Annotated in this window: 24 protein-coding genes, 1 tRNA gene and 1 pseudogene; 10 read left to right on the top strand and 16 right to left on the bottom strand. The window is 63.2% G+C overall.

The features are described from left to right. Window positions 1-73 precede the first annotated feature (73 nt). Window positions 74-1,270 (top strand): FAD-dependent monooxygenase, encoded by a 1,197-nt coding sequence (locus QQL28_RS08080; protein ID WP_284263265.1) that lies wholly within the window; start codon window positions 74-76, stop codon window positions 1,268-1,270. A gap of 139 nt (window positions 1,271-1,409) precedes the next feature. Here QQL28_RS08080 and QQL28_RS08075 read toward each other — a convergent pair whose 3' ends face one another. The 4 genes from QQL28_RS08075 to QQL28_RS08060 form a co-directional block, all read right to left on the bottom strand. Beyond that, window positions 1,410-2,585 carry a saccharopine dehydrogenase family protein gene (locus tag QQL28_RS08075; RefSeq protein ID WP_284263263.1) on the bottom strand — a complete coding sequence of 392 codons (1,176 nt, stop codon included), beginning with the start codon at window positions 2,583-2,585 and terminating at the stop codon, window positions 1,410-1,412. Window positions 2,586-2,614: 29 nt separating this feature from the next. Next, window positions 2,615-3,796: a saccharopine dehydrogenase family protein gene (locus QQL28_RS08070; RefSeq protein WP_284263261.1), complete on the bottom strand. Its 1,182-nt coding sequence runs from the start codon at window positions 3,794-3,796 to the stop codon at window positions 2,615-2,617. Window positions 3,797-3,905: 109 nt separating this feature from the next. Beyond that, entirely contained in the window at window positions 3,906-4,688 is a 783-nt protein-coding gene (locus QQL28_RS08065) for a DUF169 domain-containing protein (protein WP_284263259.1), read from the bottom strand. A 51-nt stretch (window positions 4,689-4,739) separates the two neighbouring features. Further along, window positions 4,740-5,507 carry a YdcF family protein gene (locus QQL28_RS08060; protein ID WP_284263257.1) on the bottom strand — a complete coding sequence of 256 codons (768 nt, stop codon included), beginning with the start codon at window positions 5,505-5,507 and terminating at the stop codon, window positions 4,740-4,742. A 183-nt stretch (window positions 5,508-5,690) separates the two neighbouring features. Here QQL28_RS08060 and QQL28_RS08055 point away from each other — a divergent pair, with 183 nt between their 5' ends. From QQL28_RS08055 to QQL28_RS08045, 3 genes are all read left to right on the top strand, one after another. After that, window positions 5,691-6,632 (top strand): acetamidase/formamidase family protein, encoded by a 942-nt coding sequence (locus QQL28_RS08055; RefSeq protein ID WP_284263255.1) that lies wholly within the window; start codon window positions 5,691-5,693, stop codon window positions 6,630-6,632. A gap of 200 nt (window positions 6,633-6,832) precedes the next feature. Next, window positions 6,833-7,030 carry a hypothetical protein gene (locus QQL28_RS08050; RefSeq protein ID WP_007603456.1) on the top strand — a complete coding sequence of 66 codons (198 nt, stop codon included), beginning with the start codon at window positions 6,833-6,835 and terminating at the stop codon, window positions 7,028-7,030. A gap of 71 nt (window positions 7,031-7,101) precedes the next feature. Next, window positions 7,102-7,584: a GcrA family cell cycle regulator gene (locus tag QQL28_RS08045; RefSeq protein WP_284263144.1), complete on the top strand. Its 483-nt coding sequence runs from the start codon at window positions 7,102-7,104 to the stop codon at window positions 7,582-7,584. 306 nt (window positions 7,585-7,890) lie between these two features. Here the strand turns inward: QQL28_RS08045 and QQL28_RS08040 are convergent, their stop codons facing one another. Then, window positions 7,891-9,372, bottom strand: coding sequence for a porin (locus tag QQL28_RS08040; protein ID WP_284263142.1), 1,482 nt, complete (start codon window positions 9,370-9,372; stop codon window positions 7,891-7,893). A gap of 407 nt (window positions 9,373-9,779) precedes the next feature. On the opposite strand from QQL28_RS08040, the gene QQL28_RS08035 reads away from it, so the two are divergent. Continuing rightward, window positions 9,780-10,286 (top strand): MarR family winged helix-turn-helix transcriptional regulator, encoded by a 507-nt coding sequence (locus tag QQL28_RS08035; RefSeq protein ID WP_284263140.1) that lies wholly within the window; start codon window positions 9,780-9,782, stop codon window positions 10,284-10,286. A 6-nt stretch (window positions 10,287-10,292) separates the two neighbouring features. Here QQL28_RS08035 and QQL28_RS08030 read toward each other — a convergent pair whose 3' ends face one another. From QQL28_RS08030 to QQL28_RS08020, 3 genes are all read right to left on the bottom strand, one after another. Then, window positions 10,293-11,402, bottom strand: coding sequence for an alpha/beta hydrolase family protein (locus QQL28_RS08030; RefSeq protein WP_284263139.1), 1,110 nt, complete (start codon window positions 11,400-11,402; stop codon window positions 10,293-10,295). Window positions 11,403-11,886: 484 nt separating this feature from the next. Next, on the bottom strand, window positions 11,887-12,858 hold the full coding sequence (locus QQL28_RS08025) for an SDR family NAD(P)-dependent oxidoreductase (protein ID WP_284263138.1): 972 nt from the start codon (window positions 12,856-12,858) through the stop codon (window positions 11,887-11,889). Window positions 12,859-13,012: 154 nt separating this feature from the next. Beyond that, window positions 13,013-13,921, bottom strand: a complete 909-nt coding sequence (locus QQL28_RS08020) for a dihydrodipicolinate synthase family protein (RefSeq protein ID WP_284263134.1) — start codon at window positions 13,919-13,921, stop codon at window positions 13,013-13,015. Window positions 13,922-14,251: 330 nt separating this feature from the next. On the opposite strand from QQL28_RS08020, the gene QQL28_RS08015 reads away from it, so the two are divergent. After that, window positions 14,252-14,491: a hypothetical protein gene (locus QQL28_RS08015; RefSeq protein ID WP_284263131.1), complete on the top strand. Its 240-nt coding sequence runs from the start codon at window positions 14,252-14,254 to the stop codon at window positions 14,489-14,491. Between the two features lie 156 nt (window positions 14,492-14,647). Here the strand turns inward: QQL28_RS08015 and QQL28_RS08010 are convergent, their stop codons facing one another. Then, the gene (locus tag QQL28_RS08010) at window positions 14,648-16,189 is read right to left on the bottom strand and encodes a glycoside hydrolase family 17 protein (RefSeq protein WP_284263130.1); all 1,542 of its coding nucleotides are present in this window, start codon (window positions 16,187-16,189) and stop codon (window positions 14,648-14,650) included. 1,066 nt (window positions 16,190-17,255) lie between these two features. Here QQL28_RS08010 and QQL28_RS46100 point away from each other — a divergent pair. After that, window positions 17,256-17,360: pseudogene (locus QQL28_RS46100) on the top strand (DUF3833 family protein); the annotation flags it as partial. Between the two features lie 540 nt (window positions 17,361-17,900). Further along, on the top strand, window positions 17,901-18,143 hold the full coding sequence (locus QQL28_RS08005) for a hypothetical protein (RefSeq protein WP_284263128.1): 243 nt from the start codon (window positions 17,901-17,903) through the stop codon (window positions 18,141-18,143). A 269-nt stretch (window positions 18,144-18,412) separates the two neighbouring features. On the opposite strand, the gene QQL28_RS08000 is transcribed toward QQL28_RS08005, so the two are convergent. The 7 genes from QQL28_RS08000 to QQL28_RS07970 form a co-directional block, all read right to left on the bottom strand. Continuing rightward, window positions 18,413-18,490, bottom strand: a tRNA-Pro gene (locus QQL28_RS08000). A gap of 94 nt (window positions 18,491-18,584) precedes the next feature. Then, the gene (locus tag QQL28_RS07995; RefSeq protein ID WP_284263126.1) at window positions 18,585-19,154 is read right to left on the bottom strand and encodes a MerR family transcriptional regulator; all 570 of its coding nucleotides are present in this window, start codon (window positions 19,152-19,154) and stop codon (window positions 18,585-18,587) included. 24 nt (window positions 19,155-19,178) lie between these two features. Then, window positions 19,179-19,520, bottom strand: a complete 342-nt coding sequence (locus QQL28_RS07990) for an integration host factor subunit alpha (protein WP_254095658.1) — start codon at window positions 19,518-19,520, stop codon at window positions 19,179-19,181. 135 nt (window positions 19,521-19,655) lie between these two features. Further along, window positions 19,656-20,633, bottom strand: a complete 978-nt coding sequence (locus QQL28_RS07985) for a beta-ketoacyl-ACP synthase III (RefSeq protein WP_284263122.1) — start codon at window positions 20,631-20,633, stop codon at window positions 19,656-19,658. Continuing rightward, window positions 20,630-21,691 carry a phosphate acyltransferase PlsX gene (gene plsX / locus QQL28_RS07980; protein WP_284263119.1) on the bottom strand — a complete coding sequence of 354 codons (1,062 nt, stop codon included), beginning with the start codon at window positions 21,689-21,691 and terminating at the stop codon, window positions 20,630-20,632. The genes QQL28_RS07985 and plsX overlap by 4 nt, the downstream gene beginning before the upstream one ends. 309 nt (window positions 21,692-22,000) lie before the next feature. After that, window positions 22,001-22,576, bottom strand: coding sequence for a YceD family protein (locus QQL28_RS07975; protein WP_284263117.1), 576 nt, complete (start codon window positions 22,574-22,576; stop codon window positions 22,001-22,003). Further along, window positions 22,573-23,124 (bottom strand): ubiquinol-cytochrome C chaperone family protein, encoded by a 552-nt coding sequence (locus tag QQL28_RS07970; protein ID WP_284263116.1) that lies wholly within the window; start codon window positions 23,122-23,124, stop codon window positions 22,573-22,575. Before QQL28_RS07970 ends, QQL28_RS07975 begins: the two co-directional genes overlap by 4 nt. Window positions 23,125-23,222: 98 nt before the next feature. Between QQL28_RS07970 and QQL28_RS07965 the strand changes: the two genes are divergently transcribed. Then, window positions 23,223-23,699 carry an outer membrane protein assembly factor BamE gene (locus QQL28_RS07965; RefSeq protein WP_284263114.1) on the top strand — a complete coding sequence of 159 codons (477 nt, stop codon included), beginning with the start codon at window positions 23,223-23,225 and terminating at the stop codon, window positions 23,697-23,699. A 94-nt stretch (window positions 23,700-23,793) separates the two neighbouring features. Then, entirely contained in the window at window positions 23,794-24,795 is a 1,002-nt protein-coding gene (locus tag QQL28_RS07960) for a Bug family tripartite tricarboxylate transporter substrate binding protein (RefSeq protein ID WP_284263112.1), read from the top strand. The last annotated feature ends 83 nt before the right edge of the window (window positions 24,796-24,878 follow it).

Here is a 24,878-nt window from a genome sequence, read left to right as displayed (position 1 = left end):
TATATATCTTAGCCACTAAGATAATTAGTGGCCGTGATTTCTACTAGCACCGCAGCGTCCCCAGGAGCAAGCCATGTCGATACGTCCCCGCAAGGCCCTCATCATCGGAGCCGGCATCGCCGGGCCCGTCGCCGGAATTCTGCTCCGCCGCGCCGGCATCGAAGCGCAGATCTTCGAGGCCTGGCCCTATTCCAAGGGGATCGGCGGCGGCCTGCAGATCGCGCCGAACGGCATGCAGGTGATGGACGAGCTCGGGCTCGCGCGCGAGGTGATCGGCCGCGGCTCGATCGCGGACTCCTTTGATTTCTATTCGCAGGGCGGCCAGAAGCTCGGCTCGATCAACCGCGACATGGAGCGGCGCTTCGGCCAGCCCGCGGTGAATATCTGCCGCGCGACACTGAACGAGATCCTCATCGACAAGGCCTGGTGCTCCTGCGTCTCGCTCTATTTCGAGAAGCGCCTGATCAAGATCGAGGACCGCGGCGACCAGCCGATCATCGCCTATTTCGCCGACGGCACCACTGCGGAAGGCGACTTCCTGATCGGCGCCGACGGCGTGCATTCGGTGGCGCGCCGGCAGGTCGTGCCGGACGGGCCAAAACCATTCAACACCGGCCTGATCGGCTTCGGCGGCTTCGTGCCGCGCACCGTGCTTGCCGGCCGTGCGATCGGCCAGCGCGTCGAGACCACGTTCGGCCAGAGCGGCTTCTTCGGCTACGGCCTTTGCAGCTCCGATGCCGATGACGGCGTGATGTGGTGGAGCACGCAGCCCGCCCACGGCATGGACGCGGCGATGTTCCGCGCTCAGGATCAGGCGACGCTCAAGCAGCATCTGCGCGACTTCCACCGCGGCTGGCACGATCCGATCCCCGCGATCATCGAGGCGGCGGAGAACATCGTGGTCACCGATACGCTCGATGTCTCGACCCTACCGACCTGGTCGCGCAAGCGCTCGCTGCTGATCGGGGATGCCGCGCATGCCACGAGCCCGCATGCCGGCCAGGGTGCCTCGCTCGCGCTGGAAGACGCACTTCGCCTCGGACGGCTGATGGCGGAGGGCCAGGAGCTCAGCGCGACCTTCCAGAATTTCGAGGCCGAGCGCCGCCCCCGCGCGGAAAAGATCGTCGCGATTGCCCGCCGCAACGGCAACAGCAAGCGCGAATTCTCGGCCACCGGCGCCTTCATCCGCGATCAGATGTTGAAATGGCTGCTGCCGCTGAGCTCGAAGGGGATGGATTTCATGTACGCGTATGATGCGCGGGCGGCGTAACGAGGAACACTGTCATGTCCCGCGAAAGCGGGGCATCCAGTACGCCGCAGCCTCTCGGCTCAATCACCACTGTCTCTGGAATACTGGATCGCCCGGTCGGAGCCGGGCGATGACAACGTGATTGGGGCACGTACCTCGCCTACGATTCCACCCTGAACGTCAGCCCCGCGTGCGCCTCGAGCCGTTTGATCAGCTTATGCTGCATCGCTGCGCCCGGGGTCCAGAAGCCGCCCGCAACATCAGGCGTGTCGCGCAACAGGCAGATCGCGCATTCGGAGATGATCTTCGCAGTCGATGCGTAGCCGGGATCGAGATCGCCCTCGATGGCGGCGCGGATCTGACGACCGTCAGGGGCGATCGCAACATAGAGCAGATCGTAATGACCGTTGCCGCGCTCTTCCTTTGACGGGCCCTCACCGGGCTTGAGAGCTTCGGGGCCGGTCTTTTCGCTGTTTGCAACCATCACGCGCTTCGCGTTGGCCTGCCCTTCCTCGCCCGCGCCCGTCAGCACCATCTCGTCGTAGACGAAGTCCCTGCCATACGGAAAGCCCATCAGCATGTTGGAACGATGGACGTTGCGGGTGTTGAGAGTTGCCATCGCAAATGGCGCGGCCCAGGATTGTAGGTCCTCCTCGAAGACGGGCTTGTTGCCGCGCGGCTGTTTCGGACCTTCAAAGCCGGGCGTGAATGCAAAGGGATTTTTGAGGATCGAGACCAGGCTGAGATCCTGCGCAACTGCCTCGAAGGTGATCCTCGCGCTCGCCGAGGTACCGCCGGAGAACTTCCAACTGATATCGCGGACGCGGCCCTTGACGCGCGGCGCCGGCGCGCCGAACGCGCGCCTGGCTTGCTCCTGTACGAAGAACGCACCGAGCTCGAACGGCACCGAGTCGAAACCGCAGGAGACCATGATGCGCGCGCCATTCGATTTGGCCTGCGCCTCGTGCCTGTCGATCATCTGCTTCAGCCAGATCGGCTCGCCGCAGAGGTCCATATAGTCGGTGCCCGTGTCGACGCAGGCGGCGAGCAGATCAGAGCCGTAGAGCTGGTAAGGACCGACGGTGGTGATCACCAGCTTGGCTTGGTCGACCATCGCGCGCAACGACCCAGGCTCGGACGCATCGGCAACGATGAGCGGTGTCTCGCCGGGTGCGCCGATCGCGTCGCGAACCGACGCGAGCTTGTCCCTGTTTCGCCCGGCCATCGCCCATGTTAGCGTGCTGTCGCCCGCGTATTGCGCGGCGATGTACTCGGCGACGAGCTGCCCGGTGTATCCGGTTGCGCCGTAGACGACGATGTCGAACTTCGACGACACTGATAGGGTTTCCTGCAACGGCCTCGAGCTTAGCTCTCCACCCTGAACGTCAGCCCCGCGTGCGCCTCGAGCCGTTTGATCAGCTTATGCTGCATCGCTGCGCCCGGGGTCCAGAAGCCGCCCGCAACATCAGGCGTGTCGCGCAACAGGCAGATCGCGCATTCGGAGATCATCTTGGAGGTCGAGCCGTAGCCGGGATCGCGGTCGCCGGTGACGCCGGCGCGGACCTGGCGGCCGTCGGGCGCGATCGCAACATAGAGCAGATTGAAGAGGCCGTTCTCGCGTTCCTCCTTCGAGGGTCCCTCGCCCGGCTTCGGCGCGTTGGGGCCGGTCTTCTCCGTGTTCGCGGCCACCACGAGTTTGGCGTTGGCCTCGCCCTTCTCGCCGGCACCGGTCAGGACCATCTCGTCGTAGACGAAGTCCTGTCCGAACGGAAAACCCATCAGCATGTTGGAGCGATGGACGTTGCGCGTGTTGATCAGCGCCATCATGAACGGCGCCGCCCAGGATTGCAGATCCTCCTCATAGGCCGGACGGTTGCCCTTCGGCTGCTTCGGGCCGGTGAATCCAGGCGTCAGTGCGAACGGATCGTTCAGGATCGCGACGAGGCTCATGTCCTTGGCGACCGCATCGAAGGTCGCCTTGGCGCTCGCCGCGGTGCCGCCGGAGAGCGTGCCGCGCATGGCGCGCACGCGGCCCTTCACGCGCGCGGCGGGCTCGCCAAACACGCGCTTGGCTTCCTCCTGCACGAAGAACGCCCCTAACTCGAACGGCACGGAATCGAATCCGCAGGAGAATACGATACGCGCGCCGCTCGCCTTCGCGGCGGCCTCGTGCTTGTCGATCATCTGCCGCATCCACACCGGCTCGCCGCAGAGATCGATATAGTCGGTGCCGGAGGCGACGCAGGCCGCGAGCAGGTCGCCGCCATAGAGCTGATACGGACCGACGGTGGTGATCACGATCTTGGTCTCTTCGACCATCGCCTTCAGCGAGGCCGGATCAGAGGCATCCGCGACGATCAGCGGCGTGTCACTGGGCGCGCCAATCGCATCGCGCACGGATTTCAGCTTGTCGAGGCTGCGGCCAGCCATCGCCCATTTCAGCGCCTTGTCGTCCTTGTAATGCGCGGCCAGATATTCGGCGACGAGCTGGCCGGTGAAACCGGTCGCGCCATAGACGACGATGTCGAATTTCGGCGATGAACTCATAGTGCGTCCTCAATTTGAGCCGTCATTGCGAGCGAAGCGAAGCAATCCAGATCTTGACCAGGCGACTTCCTGGATTGCTTCGTCGCTTCACTCCTCGCAATGACGACGTCTACTTCTTTCCGTAACTCACGCCCATGCCGGCACGGACGTCGCTTTGAATTCCATAGGGCGGGATCGGATAACGCAGGCCGTTTTTCGCCAGCGCCTTCATGCCCGTGATCGCCTTGGCGAGATGCGCCGGGCTCAGCGCCATCAGCATCTCCTCGTCCGGCACGCCGCCATAGCGCCGTTCGGCATAGCATGGCAAGGACAGGCTGGGCTCGCCGGTTTTCAGCGCCCGCCCCCAGGAATCCGCGCAGGCGGTCTCGCCGACCACGCCCCATTCGAACTTCTTGTAGCCGGTATATTGCAGCCCGTTGATCAGGATGATCATCTGCCCCGGCGTCGCGTAGACGAGACAGATGTCGGGCGGATCGAGCCGGCCGCTCACGAGCGGGCTCACCGCAAGCGCCTGGTATTGTCCGAACGGCACTACGTCGAGCGCCTCCTGGCGCTTGCGCGCGTCCTCGGCCGTGCCATGCCACACGCCGACATAGCTCTCGCCCGCAAGCCATTTCTCATCCTGCGGCGCCAGCCCGATCACCGCGCGGCATTGGTTGCCTACGAGATCGTCGGCGGTGATGCCGACGGTCCAGCCGAGCCGCGAGGCCATGCTGACGATCTGGTCGGTGGTGTGAACGGCGCTCGGCCGCCGGATCTTCGGAATCGCCTCCATGTCCGCAACGCGCGCAAACAGCTTCATGCCGATCACTGTCGTCTTCAGCCGCAGCAGGGTGTTGAGGTCGGCCACGATGCCGGCGAGATCAATCGGCTCAGCGCTGTCTTGCTGCATGACGTCCTCCCGGGAGCGCGGCGATCCTGCGCCGCGCTCTTGTCGTCCGTTCTAGTCCCTGGCCGGCCCGGGAAGCAACTCGCCGGTGCGGCCCATCAGACGGTAGGCGAGAAGCCCGATCCATTCGCGCATAGCGAGGTCGGTTCGGACGAGCCCGTCGGTGCCCATATTGGTGAAGATGAAGAGGTCCTCGCGGCCGCCCATCCGAAAGTCCACGGGATAGGCCTCGACGTCGAACCCGGCCTTGCGGAAGATCCCCATCGAGCGCGGCATGTGGTATGCCGATGTCACCAGCAGCCAGCGCTCGCCCGGCTTCGGCGCGACCAGCTGCTTGGTGAAGATCGCGTTCTCATAGGTGTTGCGCGAGTCGCGCTCCACGATCAGACGCTCCTTGGCGATGCCAAGATTCTCCAGGATCGGCGCCGCGTAGTCGGCCTCCTTGGCATCGGTGGAGATCAAATTGGCGGTGCCACCGGTGAAGACGATGCGGGCATTCGGGTAGCGCCGTGCGAGGGCGGCTGGCGCCAGCATGCGGTCGGCCGCATGAGCGACGACAGCCGTATGATGCGCCGCCGACAGGTCAGGGTCGACGGAGCCGCCGAGCACGATGATGCCGTCGGGCGCACCGCGCGAGGCATCCCACTGCGGGAAGCGCGATTCCAGCGGATACAGCAGGAGCTTGCCCAACGGAGAAAACGCCACCAGCGACAGGATGACCAGCACGGCGACCGCAAGCCTGCGGCCGGCCCGCGCAAAGCGCGTCGCCATCAGAATGAGCGAAAGAATGCCGAGCTCGACCAGGAAGTTGATCGGCAGCAACGCGACGCCGAGCGTCTTGGACAGGACGAATAACAGGGGAGCCTCGCTTTGGGACCATCGAGCCTATCGATGCGCGGACCTTGACGGCCCGATCCATCTTCAGAAATCTTCTTGAAAGAGGATGGATTGCCGGGTCAAGCCCGCGTCCCGATGAAAACGAATGAAAAAGACTGGACCTGACCCATGACCCATCACCACCTGCAATCCAGCCCCGAAACCTGCCATTGGGGCTTCTTCGAGGCGAAGCTGAAGCCGGTCCTTGCCATCGAGAGCGGCGACGAGGTGACGGTCGACACCATCAGCGGCGGGCCGGACGTTGTGCCCGATCGCAAGCAGTTTCATATTCCGCCGGAGCTGTTCGAGGTTCATGCGAAGTCCGAGCGCATGCTGCCCGGCCACATTCTCACCGGCCCGATCGCCGTGAACGGCGCCGAGCCCGGCGACGTGCTCGAGGTCCATATCCTCGACGTCACGCCGCGGCAGGATTGGGGCTGGAATCTGATCAAGCCGCTCTCGGGCACCCTGCCCGACGATTTCCACGAGACGCGCATCCTCAACATCCCGCTCGATCTGACGCGGATGGTCGGCCGCATGCCCTGGGGCCTCGACCTGCCGCTCAAGCCGTTCTTCGGCGTGATGGGCGTCGCGCCGCCGCCCGCCTGGGGCCGCATCTCCTCGCTGATCCCGCGCGCGATGGGCGGCAATCTCGACAACAAGGAGCTCGGTGCGGGCGCCACGCTCTATCTGCCGGTGTTCGTGCCGGGCGCGCTGTTCTCCTGCGGCGACGGCCATGGCGTGCAGGGCGACGGCGAGGTCTGCGTCACCGCGATCGAGACCGCGCTGCAAGGCCGCTTCCGCCTGACGCTGCGCAAGGACATGAAGCTCGCCTACCCGCGCGCGGAGACGGCCTCGCACTACATGACCATGGCGATGGACCCGGACCTCGACCAATGCGTGGTACGCGCGCTGCGCGACATGATCACGCTCCTGGGCGAGAAGCGAAACCTCTCGCGCGAGGACGCCTACACGCTGTGCAGCCTGGCTGCGGATCTGCGGGTGACGCAGACCGTCAACGGCTCAAAAGGCATCCATTGCATGATCGAGAAATCGCTCGTGCACGGCTAGCGCACGTCGCCTTTCCTCTCTCGTAGCCCGACCTCTGTCGCCGGCGAAAGCCGCGCGGCGCGCCGCCGTGCGCCAAATTTACTAGTGATTCCAAAGGCCTGAAGCACCGGCCTGATCCGGATTTGACTCCTACGACCAAACCTAAATAGAGTCTTTATCGTTACTTTTATGTACCCGAGTAAGAGGCTAGCGTTTGCGTCATGGCCACCGAAAAAGCCGAGACTGACCGCATTCCCGTAACCTTGGCGCTCTCGACCATCACGTATCTCGAAAAACTGGTGAGACAGGGCACCCACGGCACCAGCGTTCCCGGCGTCGCGCGGACATTGATCGAGGAAGGCATCCGTCTGGCCATCAAGGACGGACTTTTGTCGATTCGCGACAATGGCAGGACGTGAGGCCTAAGGAACACGCAAAGCGGAAGGCTTCGGACGGCGTGGTCGATTTTAGAACCTGGGACCGTCACAACATGCCTGCTACTTCACCGACTTCCGCTGCGACCTGGACCAACGAGCGCATCGAACTTTTGAAAAGCCATTTTCACGCCGGCCTGTCCTGCCGCGAGATCGCCGCCGATATCGGCGTCAGCCGCAACGCCGTCATCGGCAAGCTCAGCCGCCTCAATCTGACCCGCGGCCCGAAGCGGGAAGAGCGGAGCGTGGATAAGAGCACCGCGCGCGCCCTGAGGACCCTTCGCAGGCTGCAATATGAAATGCTCGACGCGATCTATGACGAGGCCGAAACGCCGCTCGCGCACGCGCCGATCGACGAGACCAACCGCTGCTCGCTGCTCGAATTGTCAGAGAACCGCTGCCGCTGGCCGATCTCGACACCGGGCGCGGACGATTTCTGCTTCTGCGGCAACGCCTCGCCCGACGGCCAGTCCTATTGCACGGGCCACGCGCGCCTCGCCTACAGGCCGAACGGGCGCGCGCGCCTCGTGCGCGGCTGACGAAGGGTGCAAACCAAAAACCTCCGGCAGGGCACTGCCGGAGGTTCTGGAGGCCTAGCATCAAGCCAGGAACCGTTCGTTCAACAGCCGTCGGTTTAACCTTTCGGCTGGGTCGGAACATAGCTGAGTAAATCAGGTAAGTAAATAAATATCAGGGCGAATGAATCGCATGGCTCGTCTTCGTTTCTTTTGCCAAAGGCCTCATTTGCGAAGACCAGCAGCTGAAAAAACCAGCAAGAAAAACGACCAAGAAAAAGCCCCCGGCGGTCTCCCGCCGGGGGCTCTGTCAGGCCAACAGACCGGATCTTAGAAGTTACGCTGAGCGCGGAAGAGCGCGCTCACCGAGTTCTGGTCCTTCAGCTCATACACGGCTGCCGGCTTGGCAGCGGCCGCAATGCCCGGGCTCACGATGGCACCCGAATACTTCTGGTCCAGATGGGTCCAGTTCACATCCGCAGTGAACGCCAGGTTCTTGACCGGGGTCCACACGGTGTTCACACCGATAACCGCGAAGTTGAAGTCCGGGTTACAGGTCGAACCGGCCACTGCGATCGCAGCGAAGTTCGTGCAGATCAGGGCCTTGCCCGTATCGCCGTACTTCAGCTGAGCATAGCCACCGTAGATGGCGCTCGCCCAGTTCGGGCTCCAGTTGTGGGTATAGCCGCCGCGGAAGCCCCAGGTCTTGACGGTGTCGATGCCAGTACCGGTGCCGAAAACGCCGTCAGCAATGCCGGCGAAGCCGGTGCTCTGATACGCGCCGGTGCCGCTGCCGCTGAACATGAAGAAGCTCTGCGGGAACAGGCTCTGGAAGTTGTAGCGGCTTGCACCATCCGTGTAGACGGCCTGCAGGTTGATGCTGTCGCCAGGCCCGGTCGGGATGTTCTTGATCGTCAACGCACCCTGAACAGCCCAGCCCCACTTGTCGCCAGGGTGACCGGTCACCTCGGTCGCGCCGTAGTAAGCGGAATGGATGTCATGCGCGGCAACCGAGATCTGGGCCAGACCCCAGGCCTGGTCGACGCGGATCGCACCGACGATGTCGGGAGAACGCGTGCCACCCCAATCGTTGGCACCGTAGACGCCCGTCACGAACTGAGCGGCGGTACCCGACGACACGTTCCAGAGATTCGACTGGCCGTTTGTCGCCGTCGTCATGTCCTGCAACGCCACCGAACCGGTGATGCCCTGGCCGAAGTCAGCCGTATAGGCAACCTGGTTGATGCCGTTCACGTTGTTGCTGCCGCCCGGAATGTGGTCGGGACCACCCGCCGGATAGCTCTGCCACGGAGCGTCGAAGATCGAGACCGTACGGCCGAAGGTGAAGCCGGCGAACTGGATGAATGCATGGTAGAGGCCGAGCGAGGCGGAACCGTCCGAGGCCCCTTGCGCCGACGGGTTGCTGCCGGTGACTGCGTTAGACGTCCAGGTGAACACCATATCCGCGTAGGTGCGAACCACGCCGTACTCGGTCGCAGTGCGCGTATCGACGGTGAAGTCCATACGAGCGCGGCTGAACCAGTAGTTGGTCAGACGGTTGTTCGAACCCTGGTTCGCGCCTGCCTGGAACGAATAGTCGCCTGCACCGACCGTAGTGTCGGCACGCAGATAACCACCGAACTTGATGCAGGTGTCAGTGCCCGGCATGTAGTAGAAGCCGGCACCGTAGAGCGAGCAGATCTTCACGTATTCGACCGCCTTGGCCTTTACGGGAAGATCGGCCGCCTGTGCTCCGCCCACGGCGATCAGACCCGCCGCAGAGCCGAGCAAGAGGCTCTTCACCAATTTCATATTCAACCTCCAAGTTGCTCAATCATGGCGAGGTGGGCCATCAGCCCCCCGATCCCCGCCGTTGAAAACCGCTCAGCCGCTTCACGCCTTTGGACGCGCGCGCCTTCGCGCGGGCAACCTGAGCGAACCACCTGCAACGGGACGGCCGAGGAATCCCCTGAACCGTCGGGGACGAATATGCATGCGCAACTTCGCTAATCAAAATAGTTTATTAGATCAGCTATATAATAGTGCCGCTGCTGTGACCCGGGCGCAACACTGAGCGCGGCCCCGTAAAGATTGACCAGGTCATCTGTGTAATATGGGTGATATAATTACCTTGCTCTGCACTTGCGTCAGGGCAGACTTGCGTCAACAATGGGCGGACCATGGCGTCGGTGACAAGAATCAGACCGAGGAGGGAAACCGTGTCCGCGACGAGGAAGGACGGAGCGCGTCATCGCGCCGTCGGACATCTGGACATCATCAAGTGCTTCACGTGGGAGATCTCCTCGATCAACAACTATCTCGAGGAGCTGCGCCAGGTCTGGGCCCGCACGCTTGGCATCTCCGGTCCGCAATGGATGATCCTGATGGCGATCTCCGACCTCGACAAGGACGACGGCGTCCCCGTCAACGTGGTGTCCAAGCTGCTCCACGTCGATCCGTCCTTCATCACGACCCAGTCGAAGCTCTTGGAGAAGAAGGGCCTGTTGCGCCGCAAGCCCTCGCCGACCGACGCGCGGGTGGTCCGGCTGTCGCTCACCGACAAGACGCAGAAGCACCTCGCGAGCCTCGCCGAGCAGTACAAGGCGATCCGGGAATACGTGTTCGAGGAGTTCGACCAGGACGAGCTGACCGCGTTCACCGAGAAGCTCGCCACCCTCAAGAACCGCCTCGAAAAGGCCTGCATACGGGTCGCGCTAGATCTCTGAAACTCCTTACGCCGGCAGCGCACCGAGCCGCGACGCCAGCCAGTCGAAGATGTACTCGTTGGCAAGGCTCGGGTTGTCGGCATGCGACTGCGCCGCAGCGGTCTCCTCGGCAGTGAACACCCGAAGCGTCACGTCCGGCCGAGCGGAGCGCACCTGCTGCACCATCTGCCGGGCGCGGTCCGGCTTCAGCCAGCCGTCATCACCGAGCGTGATCAGCACCGGACAATCGATGTCACGGGCGATCAGCGTGGCCTCGGGTCCCGGGACGAGACTGGCATCGTGCTGCATGACGCGGTTGGCGAGGAAGGCACGCTCGTGCAGATCCCACAGCCCGCCGTCACACACCGCCGCCGCGAGCCGCGGCTCGTGCACGATGGCGCGGGCCACGAACGAGGAGCCCCAGCCGTCCGCGAGGATGGCGACGCGACCAGAATCGACGTCGGCGCGCGACGACAGATAGTCCATGATCGCGGTGATCGACGTCTCGAGATCGCGCCGGCGCAGGATCCCGTCGAGGCCATCGTCGCTGCGCTCGCCCAAGAGATCGATCGCCAGCATCGACAGGCCCCGCTCGCGCGCAAATGGCGCGAGCTTGATCAGGAATTCCTCCTTGCGATGCCCGGGTTCGCCGATGCAGACCACAGTTGCCGCCGGCCGGCCCGTCGATCGCGCCGGCACGAAGTAGCCCTGGAGCGAATGACCGTTCAGCCACGGCAGCGTGACGACCTCGCCTGCGGGACTGCGCACCTTGAGGAAGCTGCGCGCACAGCCCTGCATCGCCAAAACCGCGTCGGTGCGCCGCGCATCCGTAGCATCGAGCGGAAGTGCTGCGGCATTGTAATAGCTGATGGCGCGAAGCCAGTTGCGCTGGGCGGTGGCGATATGGCCGCCGGCGAACGCCGCGTCGCCGCGCTCGCGATTGGTCTGCGCAAGCGCCAGCCATTCGCGGTGCCAGGATAGCTCGTCGCCGCGCCTGATCCGTCGCGCGATCAAGAGGCATTCGGCGATCGTCGCCCCGCCTTCCTGGGCGGCCGCGAGCAATCGCATGAATTCGGCGGACAGGTCTTCCCGCTCCGGCCAGAAAGCCCAATCGTCGGGAAGGCAGGCGGGGATCATGCGAGACGAGGCTTCATTTGCTATCTTCAACAATTGACTGAATAACTTATTTTGATCCTGCTACCAAGCTACCGGCGGCCGAAACGGCGCCGCAATGGCACGCCCGGCGATCAAGATCGCTTGAATGAGCGCGTGATATTGCGTGGGTGACACTCCGTCGCTTCGCTATCGCGACCGTCGCCCCGAATTTCTGCGATTCGCAGAAGCGCAATCCGGGATCATCGCCTCAGTGCGCGCGCAACTCCGGATACGCTTCACACGATCTTACGACGCGCCGACGAGATCGGGGCACACTGATCCCAAGCATTCGCTGTCACCGCCCGGCCTCGACCGGGCGATCCAGTATTCCAGAGGCGGCGAATGATACGGAGAAGCCGCGGCGTACTGGAGCCCCGGTCAAGCCGGGCATGACAGCTGCAACGCGGATACACAATGCGCCCACAACGATGCCACGGCTTCGTCGAGTGCGTGATACCCCCTCACCTCACCCCAGCCGCCAGCCGACCTCCTGGGCAAAGCTCTCGTAGAAGGCGCGCTCATAGGCCTCTTCCGGCGTCGCGCGCACGCGCTGATCGAGGCGCAAGGCGTCCTCGCCGACCAGGATGCGCCACCTCTCGGCCTTGACGCCGTCCAGGATGATCCTCGCGGCCTGCGCGGCAGTCGTCGGCGCGTCCTCGCGAAAGCTGCGGGCGCGCTCGGCGAAGGCGGCCTGGATATCCTCGTCCGACATCTTGTCAGCATCCGGCACGCCAGCCGCGACCATGCGCTTGCGGGTCAGCACGACCTCGTCGGCATTGAGGCGCTCGGAGCCGTCGCCGCTCTGCACCTTGCGCGAGTTGGAGACGATCGAGGTGCCGATATGACCGGGCATCACGACCGAGCATTTGACGTGCGGCGCGTGCAGGCGGAGATCGTTGATCAGCGCCTCGGTAAAGCCCTTCACCGCGAACTTCGCCGAGCTGTAGGCGGTGTGCGCGTGCCCCATGCCGATCGAGGCCCAGAAACCGTTGACGCTCGCGGTGTTGATGATGTGCGCCTCGTCGGCCGCAACCAGCATCGGCAGGAAGGTGCGCACGCCGAGATAGACGCCGCCCCAGCAGATGTTGAAGGTGCGCTCCCATTGCTCGCGCGTGTTGGTGAACAGGCTGCCACCGCCGCCGATACCGGCATTGTTGAACAGCAGATGGATCCTGTCCGTCTTCTGCTGCTCGGCGAGCTCGTCGCGAAACCGCTTGAGGTGATCCTCGATCGCGACGTCGGCGACGTGGGTGGTGACGCGCAGGCCCTGCGGCAGCTTCTCGACCTCGCAGAGCCGCCTGGTCTCCGCCATCGCGGCTTCCGAGACGTCGCACATCGCGACATTGCAGCCCTCGGCGACGAGCTGGCGCGCGAGCTCGCGCCCCATCCCCGTTCCCCCGCCGGTGATGACGGCGATCCTACCGGAAAAATCCTTCATGGGATTTTAGCCCCTCCCCTTGTTATTGGTCTGTTTGTTGGTCTTGTTGGCCTTCACGGGCAATGCACGGGCCCGCCGCAAAGTGTAGCAGCGCCGCGCCTGCGGTAAAGCAGGCCGCACTGCGTAACGACGACGAATTATTGCGGCGGACGAACTATTCCGCCGCCTGAAAATGCCGTCCGTGCAACACGCCCAGCCCATCGAGCGCCTTGCGGATCGCGGCCTGCTGCGCGGGCGAAGCCTCCGGCATCGGCGCGCGCGGCCAGGTCTTCGGCAGGCCCTGAAGCGTCTGCGCGTAGCGCGTGCAGGCCGGCAGATTGTCGGCGATGACCGCATTCCACAGCGTCAGCAGCTTCTTGTGCAGCTCGAGCGCGCGCGGATGGTCGCCGGCCTTCACCGCATTCCACAGCTCGACCGAGCCATGCGGGGCCGCGGTCAGGATCGCCGCGATCGAGCCATGGGCGCCGAGCGTGTAGGACGGATACATCAGCGCGTCGACGGCGCTGTAGATCAGCTTGTCCGGCGCCATCATCATGAGGTCCGCGAACAGCTTTAAATCGCCGGCGCTCTGCTTGACGCCGACCACCAGCGGCACCTCGGTCATGATGCGCGTGAGCAGCGCCGGCGAGAGATACGACCACGGCACGACGTTGTAGATGATGATCGGCATGCCAGTCTCATCAGCCATGGCGCGGAAATGCGCGACCATCGCCTCGTCGTCCGGCTTGAACAGATAATGCACCGGCGTGACCTGGAGCGCCGCGACATTCATGTCGCGCACGAGCTTGCCGCGGCGGATCGCATCGCGCGTGGAGTCCACGATGATGCCGGCGATTACGGGAATGCGGCCCTTCACCGCTTCAACGGTCGCCGCCACGAGGTCGCGATACTCCTCGTGATCGAGCGTATGCCCTTCGCCGGTCGAGCCGCCGGCTGCAACGCCATGCGCGCCGGCGGCGATCATCCATTCGACCTGCGGCGCAACGAGCTGATAGTCGATCTCGCCGTTCTCTTGGAATGGCGTGGTCATCGGCGGTATCACGCCGGTCGGACGTACCTTCATCTGCGGCCCTCGCGTTTCCTGCTTCCCGATGGCGGCCCCGCTCTCTCGGCGAGTATCCGCGCGATGCCACAGCCTAGCGGTTGACGTCGCGGTGGGAAGCGATGCGGCCGGGACGCAGCCCCCTTATTCGCTCATGGCCTCTATTCGTCCCGGCGGCCGGTTCCCCGTATTTGCCCGGCTTCGGATTGAGGGGAATTTTTTTACAATCCGAATCGTCAAATGGGGTGAAAGCTGGGGTGATTCCTCAAGCCATCGTGTCGCGATCGACACACGGCGTGGCATTCCACTTGCATCTCCTCGTGGCGAGTAACAACCAAAGAGGTGAAATGCATGTTTATTACGGTCGTGGCCGTGCTCTGTCGGCTTGGCGCAACAGCTTCGGGCAGTTGCGTCGAGGAAATCGTCACCGACAGCAACATGACGCCAGAAATCTCGCTCATGCAGTGTGCAGTCGGCGCACAGGCCGAGCTCGCAAAATGGATGGGCGAACACCCGATCTATCACGTCAACTGGCGCGTCGAACGCTACAAGTGCGTGCCGGGTCACTACGAAATCAAGGGCCACGCCTAAGGCCCAACCCTGCAACGGGAGGAAACGCCCGGAGGACCGGCTTCGGCCGACCTCTTGCTAAGCGTCGCGAAAATGGTCGGAGCGAGAGGAATTGAGCCTCCGCCCCTTGGTCTCAGTCGCATTTTGACCAAAACGGAAGTGGCCTGCCAGGTTTTCTCAAGCGCGCGCCCGCCACAGCGTAACCGCAAGCAGAATATAAGCAGCACAAGTCCACAGCGACTGCCAATTGTCCGGCCCTTCGCTAAGCGCCGTATAGACGGCTGCCACAAAAAAAACGCCGGCAAATATCGATTCCGCCATGGGGCGGATTCCGCTCTTGGGGCGGTTGAGCAGCGTCACAGCGACAAAAGGAACCGCCGCCATGGTGAGAGCCGCAAAAGGAAAATCCTTTTCGCGCGGGTCGAACACAAAGCCGAGCGCGGTCTCCGTGCCGATCACGATGGTTACGATCAAGACCAATCCGTGCATGATCGCCAGCACCGATGGGGTACGGTAGTCGTTCGGACCCAGCAATTCCAGAAATGTGGGTGGCGCGCGCCCCAACATCAGGGCGTTGGCGCCGAACACCGGCGAAGCAGTTGCCGCCAGCAGAAGTGTGCCCCACAGAAGCCAGCTACCCGCTCCGTAACTTTCATGGAACATCTTTTGGACGGCCACCCCAAACAGGATTCCGGCGGTGGTTGCCGATATCCCGACCGCGCACCATGAGACGAACCGGGGCTGCCGGGGCTTGCGGCGCAAGGTCAGCCATGCGGCGCCGAATACCAGGATCGCCAGCGCCATTCCGCTGCTCATTTGCAGCTTCCAGAGCGGAAAATTGCTGACGGGGATGCCGGGCGGATATTTCAGCGTGCGCCGCACGGAGTCGAAGAGGCCCCAAGATCCGCCGACCGTGCCCTCGAACTCATGCTTCCACAATTCATCATAGGCCTCGAACAGGTTGACGCGGAAATTCTCGCGCTGGGCAAGATCGAGGATCTCCGAGATCACCCGGGCCTGATTGGTGCGCGACGGTAGCGCCGACTCGCGCATCCGCCCCTCACTCGGCCAACCCGTTTCTCCGATCAGGATTTCCTTGCCCGGAAATGCCGACGCCACCTGCTTTCGGACGGCGTCAACGTGAGCAGCGGCATTTTTCGCCGGGATAGGGACATTCTCCCAATATGGCAGGATATGAACAGTGACGAAATCGACGGCATCATGAAGTTCCCGATAGCGCAGCCAGTACTCCCAGACGTCGGAATAGGTGACGGGGACGGGCACCTGCACCTTGACCGAGCGGATGAGTGCGGCGAGATCGGAAGCCGTCATTTCTCGGTGCAACAGAACCTCGTTGCCGACCACGAGTGCGGCGATGGTTTGCGGATATTGCTGGGCGAGGCGTATGCCGGTGGATATCTGCGTCGCGTTCTTCTGCCGGTCCTTACTGAGCCAAATCCCCTGAATGACTTTCAGCCCCACCTCGGACGCAAGTTCGGGGATCTGATCGAGACCAAGATCAGTCGCATAGGTACGGATACAGTTGGTTATTTTGGCAAGCTGAGCGAGATCTTCCGCGATCTGGTCCCGCGGCACGGGTGTCGGCGACTCCGACGTTTGGTTGTTGCGGAAAGGCGCGTAGGATATGCATTGCAGTTTGGCATTCGGATCGATTGGCGCGCGCGCCAAGTCGATCGGTATGGCCAGCCACCACCACACCGCGGCGATCGCACCCAGGGATATGGCGAGAAGTGCCAGAGGCGTGCGAGGCGAAATAGTTCAGTCCTCCAAGGTAGCGATCGTCGATCAACCGGTGTGCTGCCTTGCCCCGGCAACAACAAGAAGTCATCGCCTGCCGGACGTACTTGACCTGTGAAAGGTGCCGCTAGATCGTCCGTGCCGCAAGAGGTGAGTCACCTCCGACGATCGCCTTAAGGCTACCGCAGGGCGAGTGGAGTCGCATCTTGTCCCTTGTGACACTCAGCGACCAGCGCTTGATCGCAGTTCTTGGCAGAGACATCTCTTCGCGAGTGTTGCTCCGCGGGTAGATCCTGCAGACCGCGGTTGCGACAATTCTCAATGGACCTGCGTTCGTCTCAGCGCAACTAAAGCATGATCCGGAAAAGTGTGAAGCGGTTTTCCGAAAAGATCATGCGCAAACAACAACCTAAAGCGCGATGACGATTCATCCTGATCTCATCGCGCTTTAGCGACCCCTCTGGGAAACGCACGGGATCAGAGATCCTCAAACCTGGCCAAAACCAGTTGTTGTACGGCGGCATTGCTTCAGGAAACGCCGAACACGAGCCTCTGATACAGACATGGTGTGGCTAAGATGCAACTCGCACTCTGTTCCAACTCGAAATGTCGGATACCGAACCGTTTGGAGGCTCGCGTCGAGACTACAGTCCTTGCACCGGGGCTGAGATCAGCCGCTTGATATTGGACTCGGTGGCCGCCCGGTATATTGCGGGCGGCCCTTTTTCCTTTCCTGACGCTGCGATTTGGGTTCTGCAATGAACCGCAATCGATCCTTCGAAGGGCCACGTTGCACCACGTGCGACCAGCCGCGCACATTCATCGGAAGCGAACCGGCCGCCGCCCGGTACGAAATTCGATCGTATGAATGTCCGGCCTGCAAGGGCGTGCTGCGGATAGTCGAGCGCACCGAACCGAGCCTGTTTCCGCGTTGATCAGGAACCTCGTCGGTGAAAGCGACTTGGTTGCGTGAGACGCTTTCCGAATGGGCTTTCCTATGGCGATCGCTGTTTCTTCCCGAACGATCGACGATTGGTTCTGTGCGATCGATGAGCGAGCTTGCATCGTGCGGGGTAGCGCCGGGCGAGCGGGCATCCCGTTCGCGACGAGGCACGTCACCTATCGGAAGCTCCAACGCTTCGGCGCAGGCTCGCGCATACCCTCACGCATTTACTGCTCCTTTGTGTTCATTCGACAGCCATGAACACACCGCGGCTGGAATTGCGCCGACCAAACCGAATGCCAAAATCACGATATGCAGCCCGAGAGCCGAAGCCACAGACAGAGTTGAAACCCCATACGGGGCTGGACGTGATAGTCGCGAGGACAGCGGCAAGAACGCATGAGACTTCCCTGGAAAATCGTGCAGGTTGGAAACGCGGCAATCCTGCAATTCATGATGAAGATGTCAACGGACGGGATCACCGCCAAGTTGCCCCGGCCTGCGATCGAGCAACGCCCCAGTTTCCTTGCTCCTCCTGCATGCTGCATTTGAGCTCTTGTGGTCGCGCTGACCGACTCTACGCTTCACCGTCAGGCGCCGGTGTAGCTTCGGAAAGCGCTCTTGCGTGCTGCACGGACCCAGAAGGTTGAACTGGATGTTTTGGCAAGGCGCCACTTGTGGGTTGTGCCCCGGAAGGTATGCTCTCGTTGTTTCCTTTTGGGGGTATCAATGAAGACGTTGCTTGCTACGACGACCGTATTGGCCTTTTCCGCACAACTTGCTTCCGCGCAAATCGTGATGAAGACCGAACCGCCCGCCGGACAATTGGGAGCGGGACAGGTGGTGTACGTCGAGTGCGGCCCGGGCAAAGCCAGAAAAGTCACAGGCGGGAGCAACATGAACGCAGCGGGCGCGATGTCCGGTAGCGGCTCGGCCCGCCAGCATGGTCCCTGCATGGCGATGAAAAAGTAAGCCATCCAAACGTCGGCCGCGGCTCGCCCCAGGCAAGACCGTGATCCAGACAAAGTGCAGCCATCACTGGCTCCTTTGCATGGGGTTGTTTTCCATATTTTGTTGTCCGGTCACGGAAGCCTCGGCCGAACGTCGTCTTGTGGTGCTCTGGAGAGCAACCGGGCCTTTCCGGCAGGCCGCCCGCGGAACGGATTTGGCAGGCGAATGCCAACGGGCGGTCCGTTGGCAACTGACCGCCCGAAAACGACCTTGAAATAATTGCTGAATTTTGGTCGGAGCGAGAGGATTTGAACCTCCGACCCCTAGTCTCCCAGACTAGTGCGCTAACCGGGCTGCGCCACGCTCCGAATGCCGTTCCCATAGCTAGGATCAGGGCTTTGCGCAAGGCGGTGACCGCCCGCACACCGGGAACATCTCTATCAAATCGGAGAACGGGCCTGCTCAACCGGCCTTGAGCGCCTCGTCGAGCAGCTCGCGGCAGGCGACGAGGTCCTGGAGCGCCCGCTCCAGCCGTTCCCGGTCGGCCGGATTCGGGCCGGCCCGCTCGCTCGGGCCCTTGCGGAAGGTGGTGAGGACCTCCTCGTCGTCGATCTCGGCGAAGCGGAAGTCGATGCCTTCCTCCTCCTCGCCCTGGTAATCGTCGTCGTCGGTGTCGACGCCGCGGACCTCTTGTTCCTCCTCGGTCTCCATCAGGCTCTGCCCGATCGCGTCCTCGATCGCACCGAACGAGACCGCGGCCGACGAATCGGCGAGCCCCTGGACCGACTTGATGCCGTGTTCTTTCAGGATCCGCTGCACGCCGCGGATGGTATAGCCCTCGCCGTAGAGCAGCCGGCGGATACCCTTGAGCAGGTCGACGTCGTCGGGGCGGTAGTAGCGGCGGCCGCCGCTGCGCTTCATCGGCTTGATCTGGGAGAAGCGGGTCTCCCAGAACCGCAGGACGTGCTGCGGGATGTCCAAGTCCTGCGCTACTTCGCTGATGGTGCGGAACGCATCCGGCGCCTTGTCCAAATGCCGGCTCCTTATCGGAGGCGATTACGCCTCGGCTTGAGTCTTGCTGCCGTCGCCATTGGCCTTGTGTTGCGAGTTGATCCGCTGCTTCAGGATGGCGGACGGCTTGAACACCATCACCCGGCGCGGCGAGATCGGCACTTCGGTACCGGTCTTCGGATTGCGGCCGATACGCTGGCCCTTCTTACGCACCATGAAGGAGCCGAACGAGGACAGTTTCACCGTCTCGCCCCGCTCGAGGCAATCGGTGATCTCCTTCAACACGAGTTCCACAAAGGCAGACGATTCCGTCCGCGACAGGCCGACCTTTTGGTAGACGGCTTCGCAGAGATCGACACGCGTTACGGTTTTACTAGTCTCGGTCATCGCCCTGCCCCACATCACGGCGAACAATTGTCGTCTAAAATTATGAGGTTACGAGACGACGGTCAACCCGCTCAGCGGCGCTTGAGCCGGCAAAATGGCCCGTAATGTCGGCAAAATTTTATAGATCGCGCTCCACTACCAGCGGACGAGTGCGGAACCCCAGGTGAAGCCGCCCCCCATCGCTTCGAGCAGCAGCAGGTCGCCCTTCTTCACCCGACCGTCCTTCACAGCGACCGACAGCGCCAGCGGAATCGAGGCTGCCGAGGTGTTGCCGTGCTTGTCGACGGTCAGCACCACCTTCTGCGGCGCAATATGCAGCTTGTGGGCGGACGCATCGATGATTCGCTTGTTGGCCTGGTGCGGGATGAACCAGTTGATGTCCTCGGCGGTGATGCCGGTGGCGTTGAAGGCATCGACGATCACGTCGGTGATCATGCCGACCGCGTGCTTGAACACCTCCTTGCCTTCCATGCGCAGGTGGCCGACCGTTCTGGTCGAACTGGGACCGCCATCGACGAACAGCTTGGCCTTGTGTCGGCCGTCCGAACGCAGATGCGTGGTCAGCACGCCGCTGTCGGAGGTCTTGCCCGGTTGCGTCTGCGCCTCCAGCACGATGGCGCCGGCGCCGTCGCCGAACAGCACGCAGGTGCCGCGGTCGTTCCAGTCGAGGATGCGCGAGAAGGTTTCCGCGCCGATCACCAGCGCGCGCTTGTAGGCGCCCGTGCGCAGGAAGTTGTCGGCAGTGGCGAGCGCGAACACGAAGCCGGAGCAGACCGCCTGCAGGTCGAACGCCGCGCCATGGTTGATGCCGAGCCCGTGCTGAACAGCGACTGCGGTCGCCGGAAACGTGTTGTCGGGCGTCGAGGTCGCGAGCACGATCAGATCGATCGCCTGCGGATCCAGCCGGGCATGCGCGAGCGCCGCGCGCGCCGCCTTGATCGCAAGGTGCGAGGTGAACTCGTCGTCATCAGCGATGTGGCGCTCGCGAATGCCCGTGCGTTGCACGATCCACTCGTCCGATGTGTCGATGCGGGCCGCCAACTCGGCATTGGTCACAACCCGCTCCGGCAGATAGGAGCCGCAGCCGAGCACGACCGATCGAATTTGAGTCACGAAACAGCCTCCTGCGCGGTCGGCACTGAAGTCAGCGCGCCACCGTCGCGGTTGAGCATCTGATTGATCTTGGTGAGGAGATCGTAATGCACCATCTCATAGCCAACCTCGATCGCATAGGCAAAGCCTTCGGCGCTGATTCCGCCATGGCTCTTGACCACGACCCCGTTCAATCCGAGGAACACGCCGCCGTTGGACTTGTTGGGGTCCATCTTGTCACGCAGGGCCTGGAAGGCGTTGCGCGCGAAGAGGTAGCCGAGCTTGGACATCCAGCTCCGCTGCATCTCGTTACGGAGCAATTCCGCCATCTGTCGTGCGGTTCCCTCAGCGGCCTTGAGCGCGATGTTACCGCTGAAACCCTCGGTCACGATCACGTCGGCGAGACCCTTGCCGATGCCGTCGCCCTCGACGAAGCCGAGATAGTCGAGCTGCGGCAGGTTCATCGCGCGCAGCGTTTCGCCGGCCTCGCGGATCTCCTCGTGGCCCTTGATCTCCTCGGTCCCAATGTTGAGCAGGCCGACCGTGGGGCGCGGCTTGTTGAACAAGACGCTTGCCATCGCTGCGCCCATGACTGCGAGCGACACCAGATGGTGCGCATCGCCGCCGATGGTGGCGCCGAGGTCGAGCACGACTGAATCGCCGCGCTTGGTCGGCCACATCCCGGCAATGGCTGGGCGGTCGATGCCCGGCAGCGTGCGCAGGTGGAAGCGCGACATCGCCATCAGCGCGCCGGTGTTGCCGGCGGAGACTGCGACATCGGCCTCGCCTTTCTTCACGGCGTCGATCGCGAGCCACATCGAGGAGGTCTTGCGGCCGCGCCGCAGCGCCTGGCTCGGCTTGTCCTCCATGCTGACGGCAACGTCGGTGTGGATGACCCTGGAGGCCGCCTTCAGCGCCGGATGCTTGTCCAGCTCGGGCTCGATCTTGGCGCGGTCGCCGACGAGGAGGAATTCCGTATCGCGATGCCGGGCAAGCGAGATGGCCGCGCCAGGAATGACGACGGGCGCGCCGACATCGCCTCCCATGGCGTCAAGCGCGATTCGAACCTTGCTTGGCATGAACGTCCCGGAAACCTCGTCTCGTGCGGTCTAAAAACTAGCGGGGCCGCGTAGTGGGTTCGCCATCATCAATAGCGATCGGCCAAGCACCACGCCGCACCCGGACCGGGCCGCGACAATAGCGTTTCCCCGCGTCGAAACAACCTCTTGACCCCAGCCTTTTACATCCCGGGCGATCACGGATTGGGCCCGTCCCAGCGAGAAAAACATCATGAAATCAACTCGATGAAGCAATCCTTCAACCTGACGAGGCAAATCATTCATGCGCATCGCAAAGCGAGCCCGCCCGCAATGCACCGTTATTTGCCTTCATTTGCGCTTGGGCTTGTCCTGAAGAAGGGCCTCCTTCAGCGCGGCAAAGGGGTGATCCTCGGGATCGGGGGCGGTCACCTGCGCCTCGAATACTGCCCCCGGCTTTCGCGGATAGGGGTCGATGCCCAGAAACAGGGCCTCCGTCGCCAGCCGGCCGAGGTCGATGACGCCGGCAATGATCGCCTCCGGCGGTTCGGGGGCAGCCTCCGTGTCGTCGCTATCCTGCCCCTCCTCGATGAGGTCGGCGAGGCGCCGCGCCTCGGCTTCGGGGGCGAACATCAGGTCGATCTCCTCGTCGATCTCGCTCTCGATCGGGTCGAGCGTCACCACGCAGGTCTGGCCGATCCGTGCCCGGACGTGGCCGGTGACGTGCACCCGGCCGCCGCTCTTCGGAGACACGTCGAAAGAGGCCTGGGCGGAGAGGACCTCGCGAACACCCGCGACCTCGGCGATGGCCTCGCGCTCGCGGCTCGATGCCTCGATCTGGCGATGCAGGCCGGTGTCCGGGATCTGCGCCGCGATCACAGGCACGCGCCATGGATCGTTCTCGGGTCCGGCATTGAGTCTGCTCATGGCGCCACATGCTCCCCTGGCGGCGATGGAAACGCAAATGAACCGCGCAGCAGCGCGCCCTGGTCGGTACGGGCGAGATCAGCTTCCGTGGCCCTGGCATAGGCCGCAAGCCGCTCCGCCTGCGCGTTGCCCGTCCCATTCAAGATATTCTTGGAGATCGCCGATGCCAGCGCCTCGCCGCCCTCGTCCATGGCCTGGTCGTAGGCCCGGGCCCGGCCATAAAAGGCCTCTCCAAAGGACCGCATCCGCTTGGGGACGGTCTGATCCCCGATACCCATCTCCCGCAGATTGTCGTCCATGTCCTCGCAGAAGCGGTCGAACAGCGCCTGGGACAGCTCGGTGCCGTCGGAAGCCGCCCGCAGCCGGCGCAGGAGAAGCCACAAATGCAGAAGTAGCAGGTCGAATCGGCCGTTAACCGTGTCCGGGACGGCCAAGTTCCGGTAAAACATGGGTTCTCGCGCCTGCGTCACGATCATGCCATAGATGGTCTCAATGGTGCCGCGCGGGGCTAGCCGGGGTTTCCTGAAGTGTTTGAACGGCCAGAGCATTGTGGGTTCCGCAAGCGAGCGCGCACGGGTTGCGCGCGCCGCGTCTGCCCGGTACTTCAGCGCCTCGCGCGACGCAAGGGGACGGGATAGTTCCGAGAATGACCAATTCGAACCAGACCAGCCACCGCGGAGCCAAGGCGCGCGGCCATTACACGCGCTGGCGCGCCGTCGCCGCTGCCGCACTCGTCAGCATCGCCCTTGCCGCCTGCACCGGCGAGCAGTTCCAGAAGGGCTACATCCTGCCGCCCGGTGCACTCGAGCAGATTCCGCTCGGCGCGAGCCAGGATCAGGTCCTGATCGTGATGGGCACTCCCTCCACCGTCGCAACGCTCGACGGCGAGGTGTTCTACTACATCTCTCAGCGCTCGCAGCGCCCGGTCGCCTTCATGAACCAGAGCGTGGTCGACCAGCGCGTGATCGCGATCTACTTCGACAAGAACCGGCGCGTGCGCCGGCTTGCCAATTACGGCTTGCAGGACGGCAAGATCTTCGACTTCGTCAGCCGCACCACGCCGACATCGGGTCAGGAGCTCAACTACCTCACGCCGCTGTTCAAGCTGCTCAGCTTCAACTGAGGTCACGCTGCGGCGTCGTGCCGCTCCGCGCTGCTTGCGGTAGTGCGCCGCGTTCCCTACGCTCCCTGCAAAACAAGAGGCAGGGAGTGGATTCGTGACCAGGACATCGTTTTCCCGCCGGCGCTTGCTGACCGGCGCGGCAGCCCTGTCGACCGCGGCGATCCTGCCGCGCACGAGCCTGGCGGGCTGGAAGCCCACCGAGAACATCCGCATCATCGTGCCGGCAGCCGCCGGCGGCTCGACCGACGTCATGGGACGGCTGCTCGCGGCGCATCTGCAAGCCGCCTGGGGCCAGTCGGCGGTCGTGGAGAACCGCTCGGGCGGCGGCGGCACCATCGGCACCGCGGAAGCCGTGCGCGCCAAGGCGGATGGCCACACCATCCTCATCGGCAATCCCGGCCCCAACGCGATCGCCTACAGCATCTTCAAGAACCTCAGCTACAAGGCCGACCAGCTTCAGACTGTCTCCAACATGATCCGGATCCCGAACATCGTCTCGGCGCATCCGAAGAGCGGCATCAAGTCGATCCCGGAGCTGATCGCCTTCCTCAAGGCCAATCCGGACAAGTTCAGCTACGCCTCCTCCGGCGTCGGCCAGAGCCCTCACCTCACCGGCGCCTGGTTTCTCCAGCTCACCGGGCTGAAGATGACGCACATCCCGTTCCGCGGCGCCGGCCCCGCGCTCCAGGCGGCGCTCGCCGGCGACATCCAGATCCTGTTCGACAACCTCTATCCGAGCCTGCCTCAGGTGCAGAACGGCACGCTCAACGGGCTCTGTGTCACCACGCCGGAGCGCAGCGAGCTCGCGCCCAACCTTCCGACCATGCGCGAGAGCGCGCCGGAGCTTGCCAATTTCGACGTGTCGTCCTGGTTCGGCGTGTTCCTGCCGAAGAACGTGCCCGCAGCGGTGCTCGAGGCACTGAACCTTCAGGTCAAGGCGATGCTGGAGCGCGACGATATCAAGAAGAACATTGCCGCCATGGGCGCCCGCGCCGACTACGGCACGCCAGAGCAGTTCTCCGCCTTCGTGGACGCCGAGACGAAGAAATTCGCCAGCATCATCCAGAAGGAAGGGCTGCAGATGGACGTGCAGTAGGGATCGAGCCGAGCGCTAACCACCACCGTCATTGCGAGCGAAGCGAAGCAATCCAGACCGTCTCCGCGGAAAGACTCTGGATT

It is taken from the genome of Bradyrhizobium iriomotense, from assembly GCF_030160715.1.
In the GTDB taxonomy this organism is placed as follows: Bacteria; Pseudomonadota; Alphaproteobacteria; order Rhizobiales; family Xanthobacteraceae; genus Bradyrhizobium; species Bradyrhizobium iriomotense.
This window is presented reverse-complemented; position numbering and strand designations above follow the sequence as displayed.

What these genes read in the sequence shown, in the direction of transcription:
- QQL28_RS08050 (WP_007603456.1), top strand. Translation starts at nt 6,833, where the DNA reads ATGGCCACCGAAAAAGCCGAGACTGACCGCATTCCCGTAACCTTGGCG.
- QQL28_RS08030 (WP_284263139.1), bottom strand. Translation starts at nt 11,402, where the DNA reads ATGATCCCCGCCTGCCTTCCCGACGATTGGGCTTTCTGGCCGGAGCGG.
- QQL28_RS08005 (WP_284263128.1), top strand. Translation starts at nt 17,901, where the DNA reads ATGAAGACGTTGCTTGCTACGACGACCGTATTGGCCTTTTCCGCACAA.
- plsX (WP_284263119.1), bottom strand. Translation starts at nt 21,691, where the DNA reads ATGCCAAGCAAGGTTCGAATCGCGCTTGACGCCATGGGAGGCGATGTC.
- QQL28_RS07975 (WP_284263117.1), bottom strand. Translation starts at nt 22,576, where the DNA reads ATGAGCAGACTCAATGCCGGACCCGAGAACGATCCATGGCGCGTGCCT.
- QQL28_RS08025 (WP_284263138.1), bottom strand. Translation starts at nt 12,858, where the DNA reads ATGAAGGATTTTTCCGGTAGGATCGCCGTCATCACCGGCGGGGGAACG.
- QQL28_RS07990 (WP_254095658.1), bottom strand. Translation starts at nt 19,520, where the DNA reads ATGACCGAGACTAGTAAAACCGTAACGCGTGTCGATCTCTGCGAAGCC.
- QQL28_RS07965 (WP_284263114.1), top strand. Translation starts at nt 23,223, where the DNA reads ATGACCAATTCGAACCAGACCAGCCACCGCGGAGCCAAGGCGCGCGGC.
- QQL28_RS08040 (WP_284263142.1), bottom strand. Translation starts at nt 9,372, where the DNA reads ATGAAATTGGTGAAGAGCCTCTTGCTCGGCTCTGCGGCGGGTCTGATC.
- QQL28_RS07970 (WP_284263116.1), bottom strand. Translation starts at nt 23,124, where the DNA reads ATGCTCTGGCCGTTCAAACACTTCAGGAAACCCCGGCTAGCCCCGCGC.
- QQL28_RS08015 (WP_284263131.1), top strand. Translation starts at nt 14,252, where the DNA reads ATGTTTATTACGGTCGTGGCCGTGCTCTGTCGGCTTGGCGCAACAGCT.
- QQL28_RS08055 (WP_284263255.1), top strand. Translation starts at nt 5,691, where the DNA reads ATGACCCATCACCACCTGCAATCCAGCCCCGAAACCTGCCATTGGGGC.
- QQL28_RS08020 (WP_284263134.1), bottom strand. Translation starts at nt 13,921, where the DNA reads ATGAAGGTACGTCCGACCGGCGTGATACCGCCGATGACCACGCCATTC.
- QQL28_RS08070 (WP_284263261.1), bottom strand. Translation starts at nt 3,796, where the DNA reads ATGAGTTCATCGCCGAAATTCGACATCGTCGTCTATGGCGCGACCGGT.
- QQL28_RS08045 (WP_284263144.1), top strand. Translation starts at nt 7,102, where the DNA reads ATGCCTGCTACTTCACCGACTTCCGCTGCGACCTGGACCAACGAGCGC.
- QQL28_RS08065 (WP_284263259.1), bottom strand. Translation starts at nt 4,688, where the DNA reads ATGCAGCAAGACAGCGCTGAGCCGATTGATCTCGCCGGCATCGTGGCC.
- QQL28_RS08080 (WP_284263265.1), top strand. Translation starts at nt 74, where the DNA reads ATGTCGATACGTCCCCGCAAGGCCCTCATCATCGGAGCCGGCATCGCC.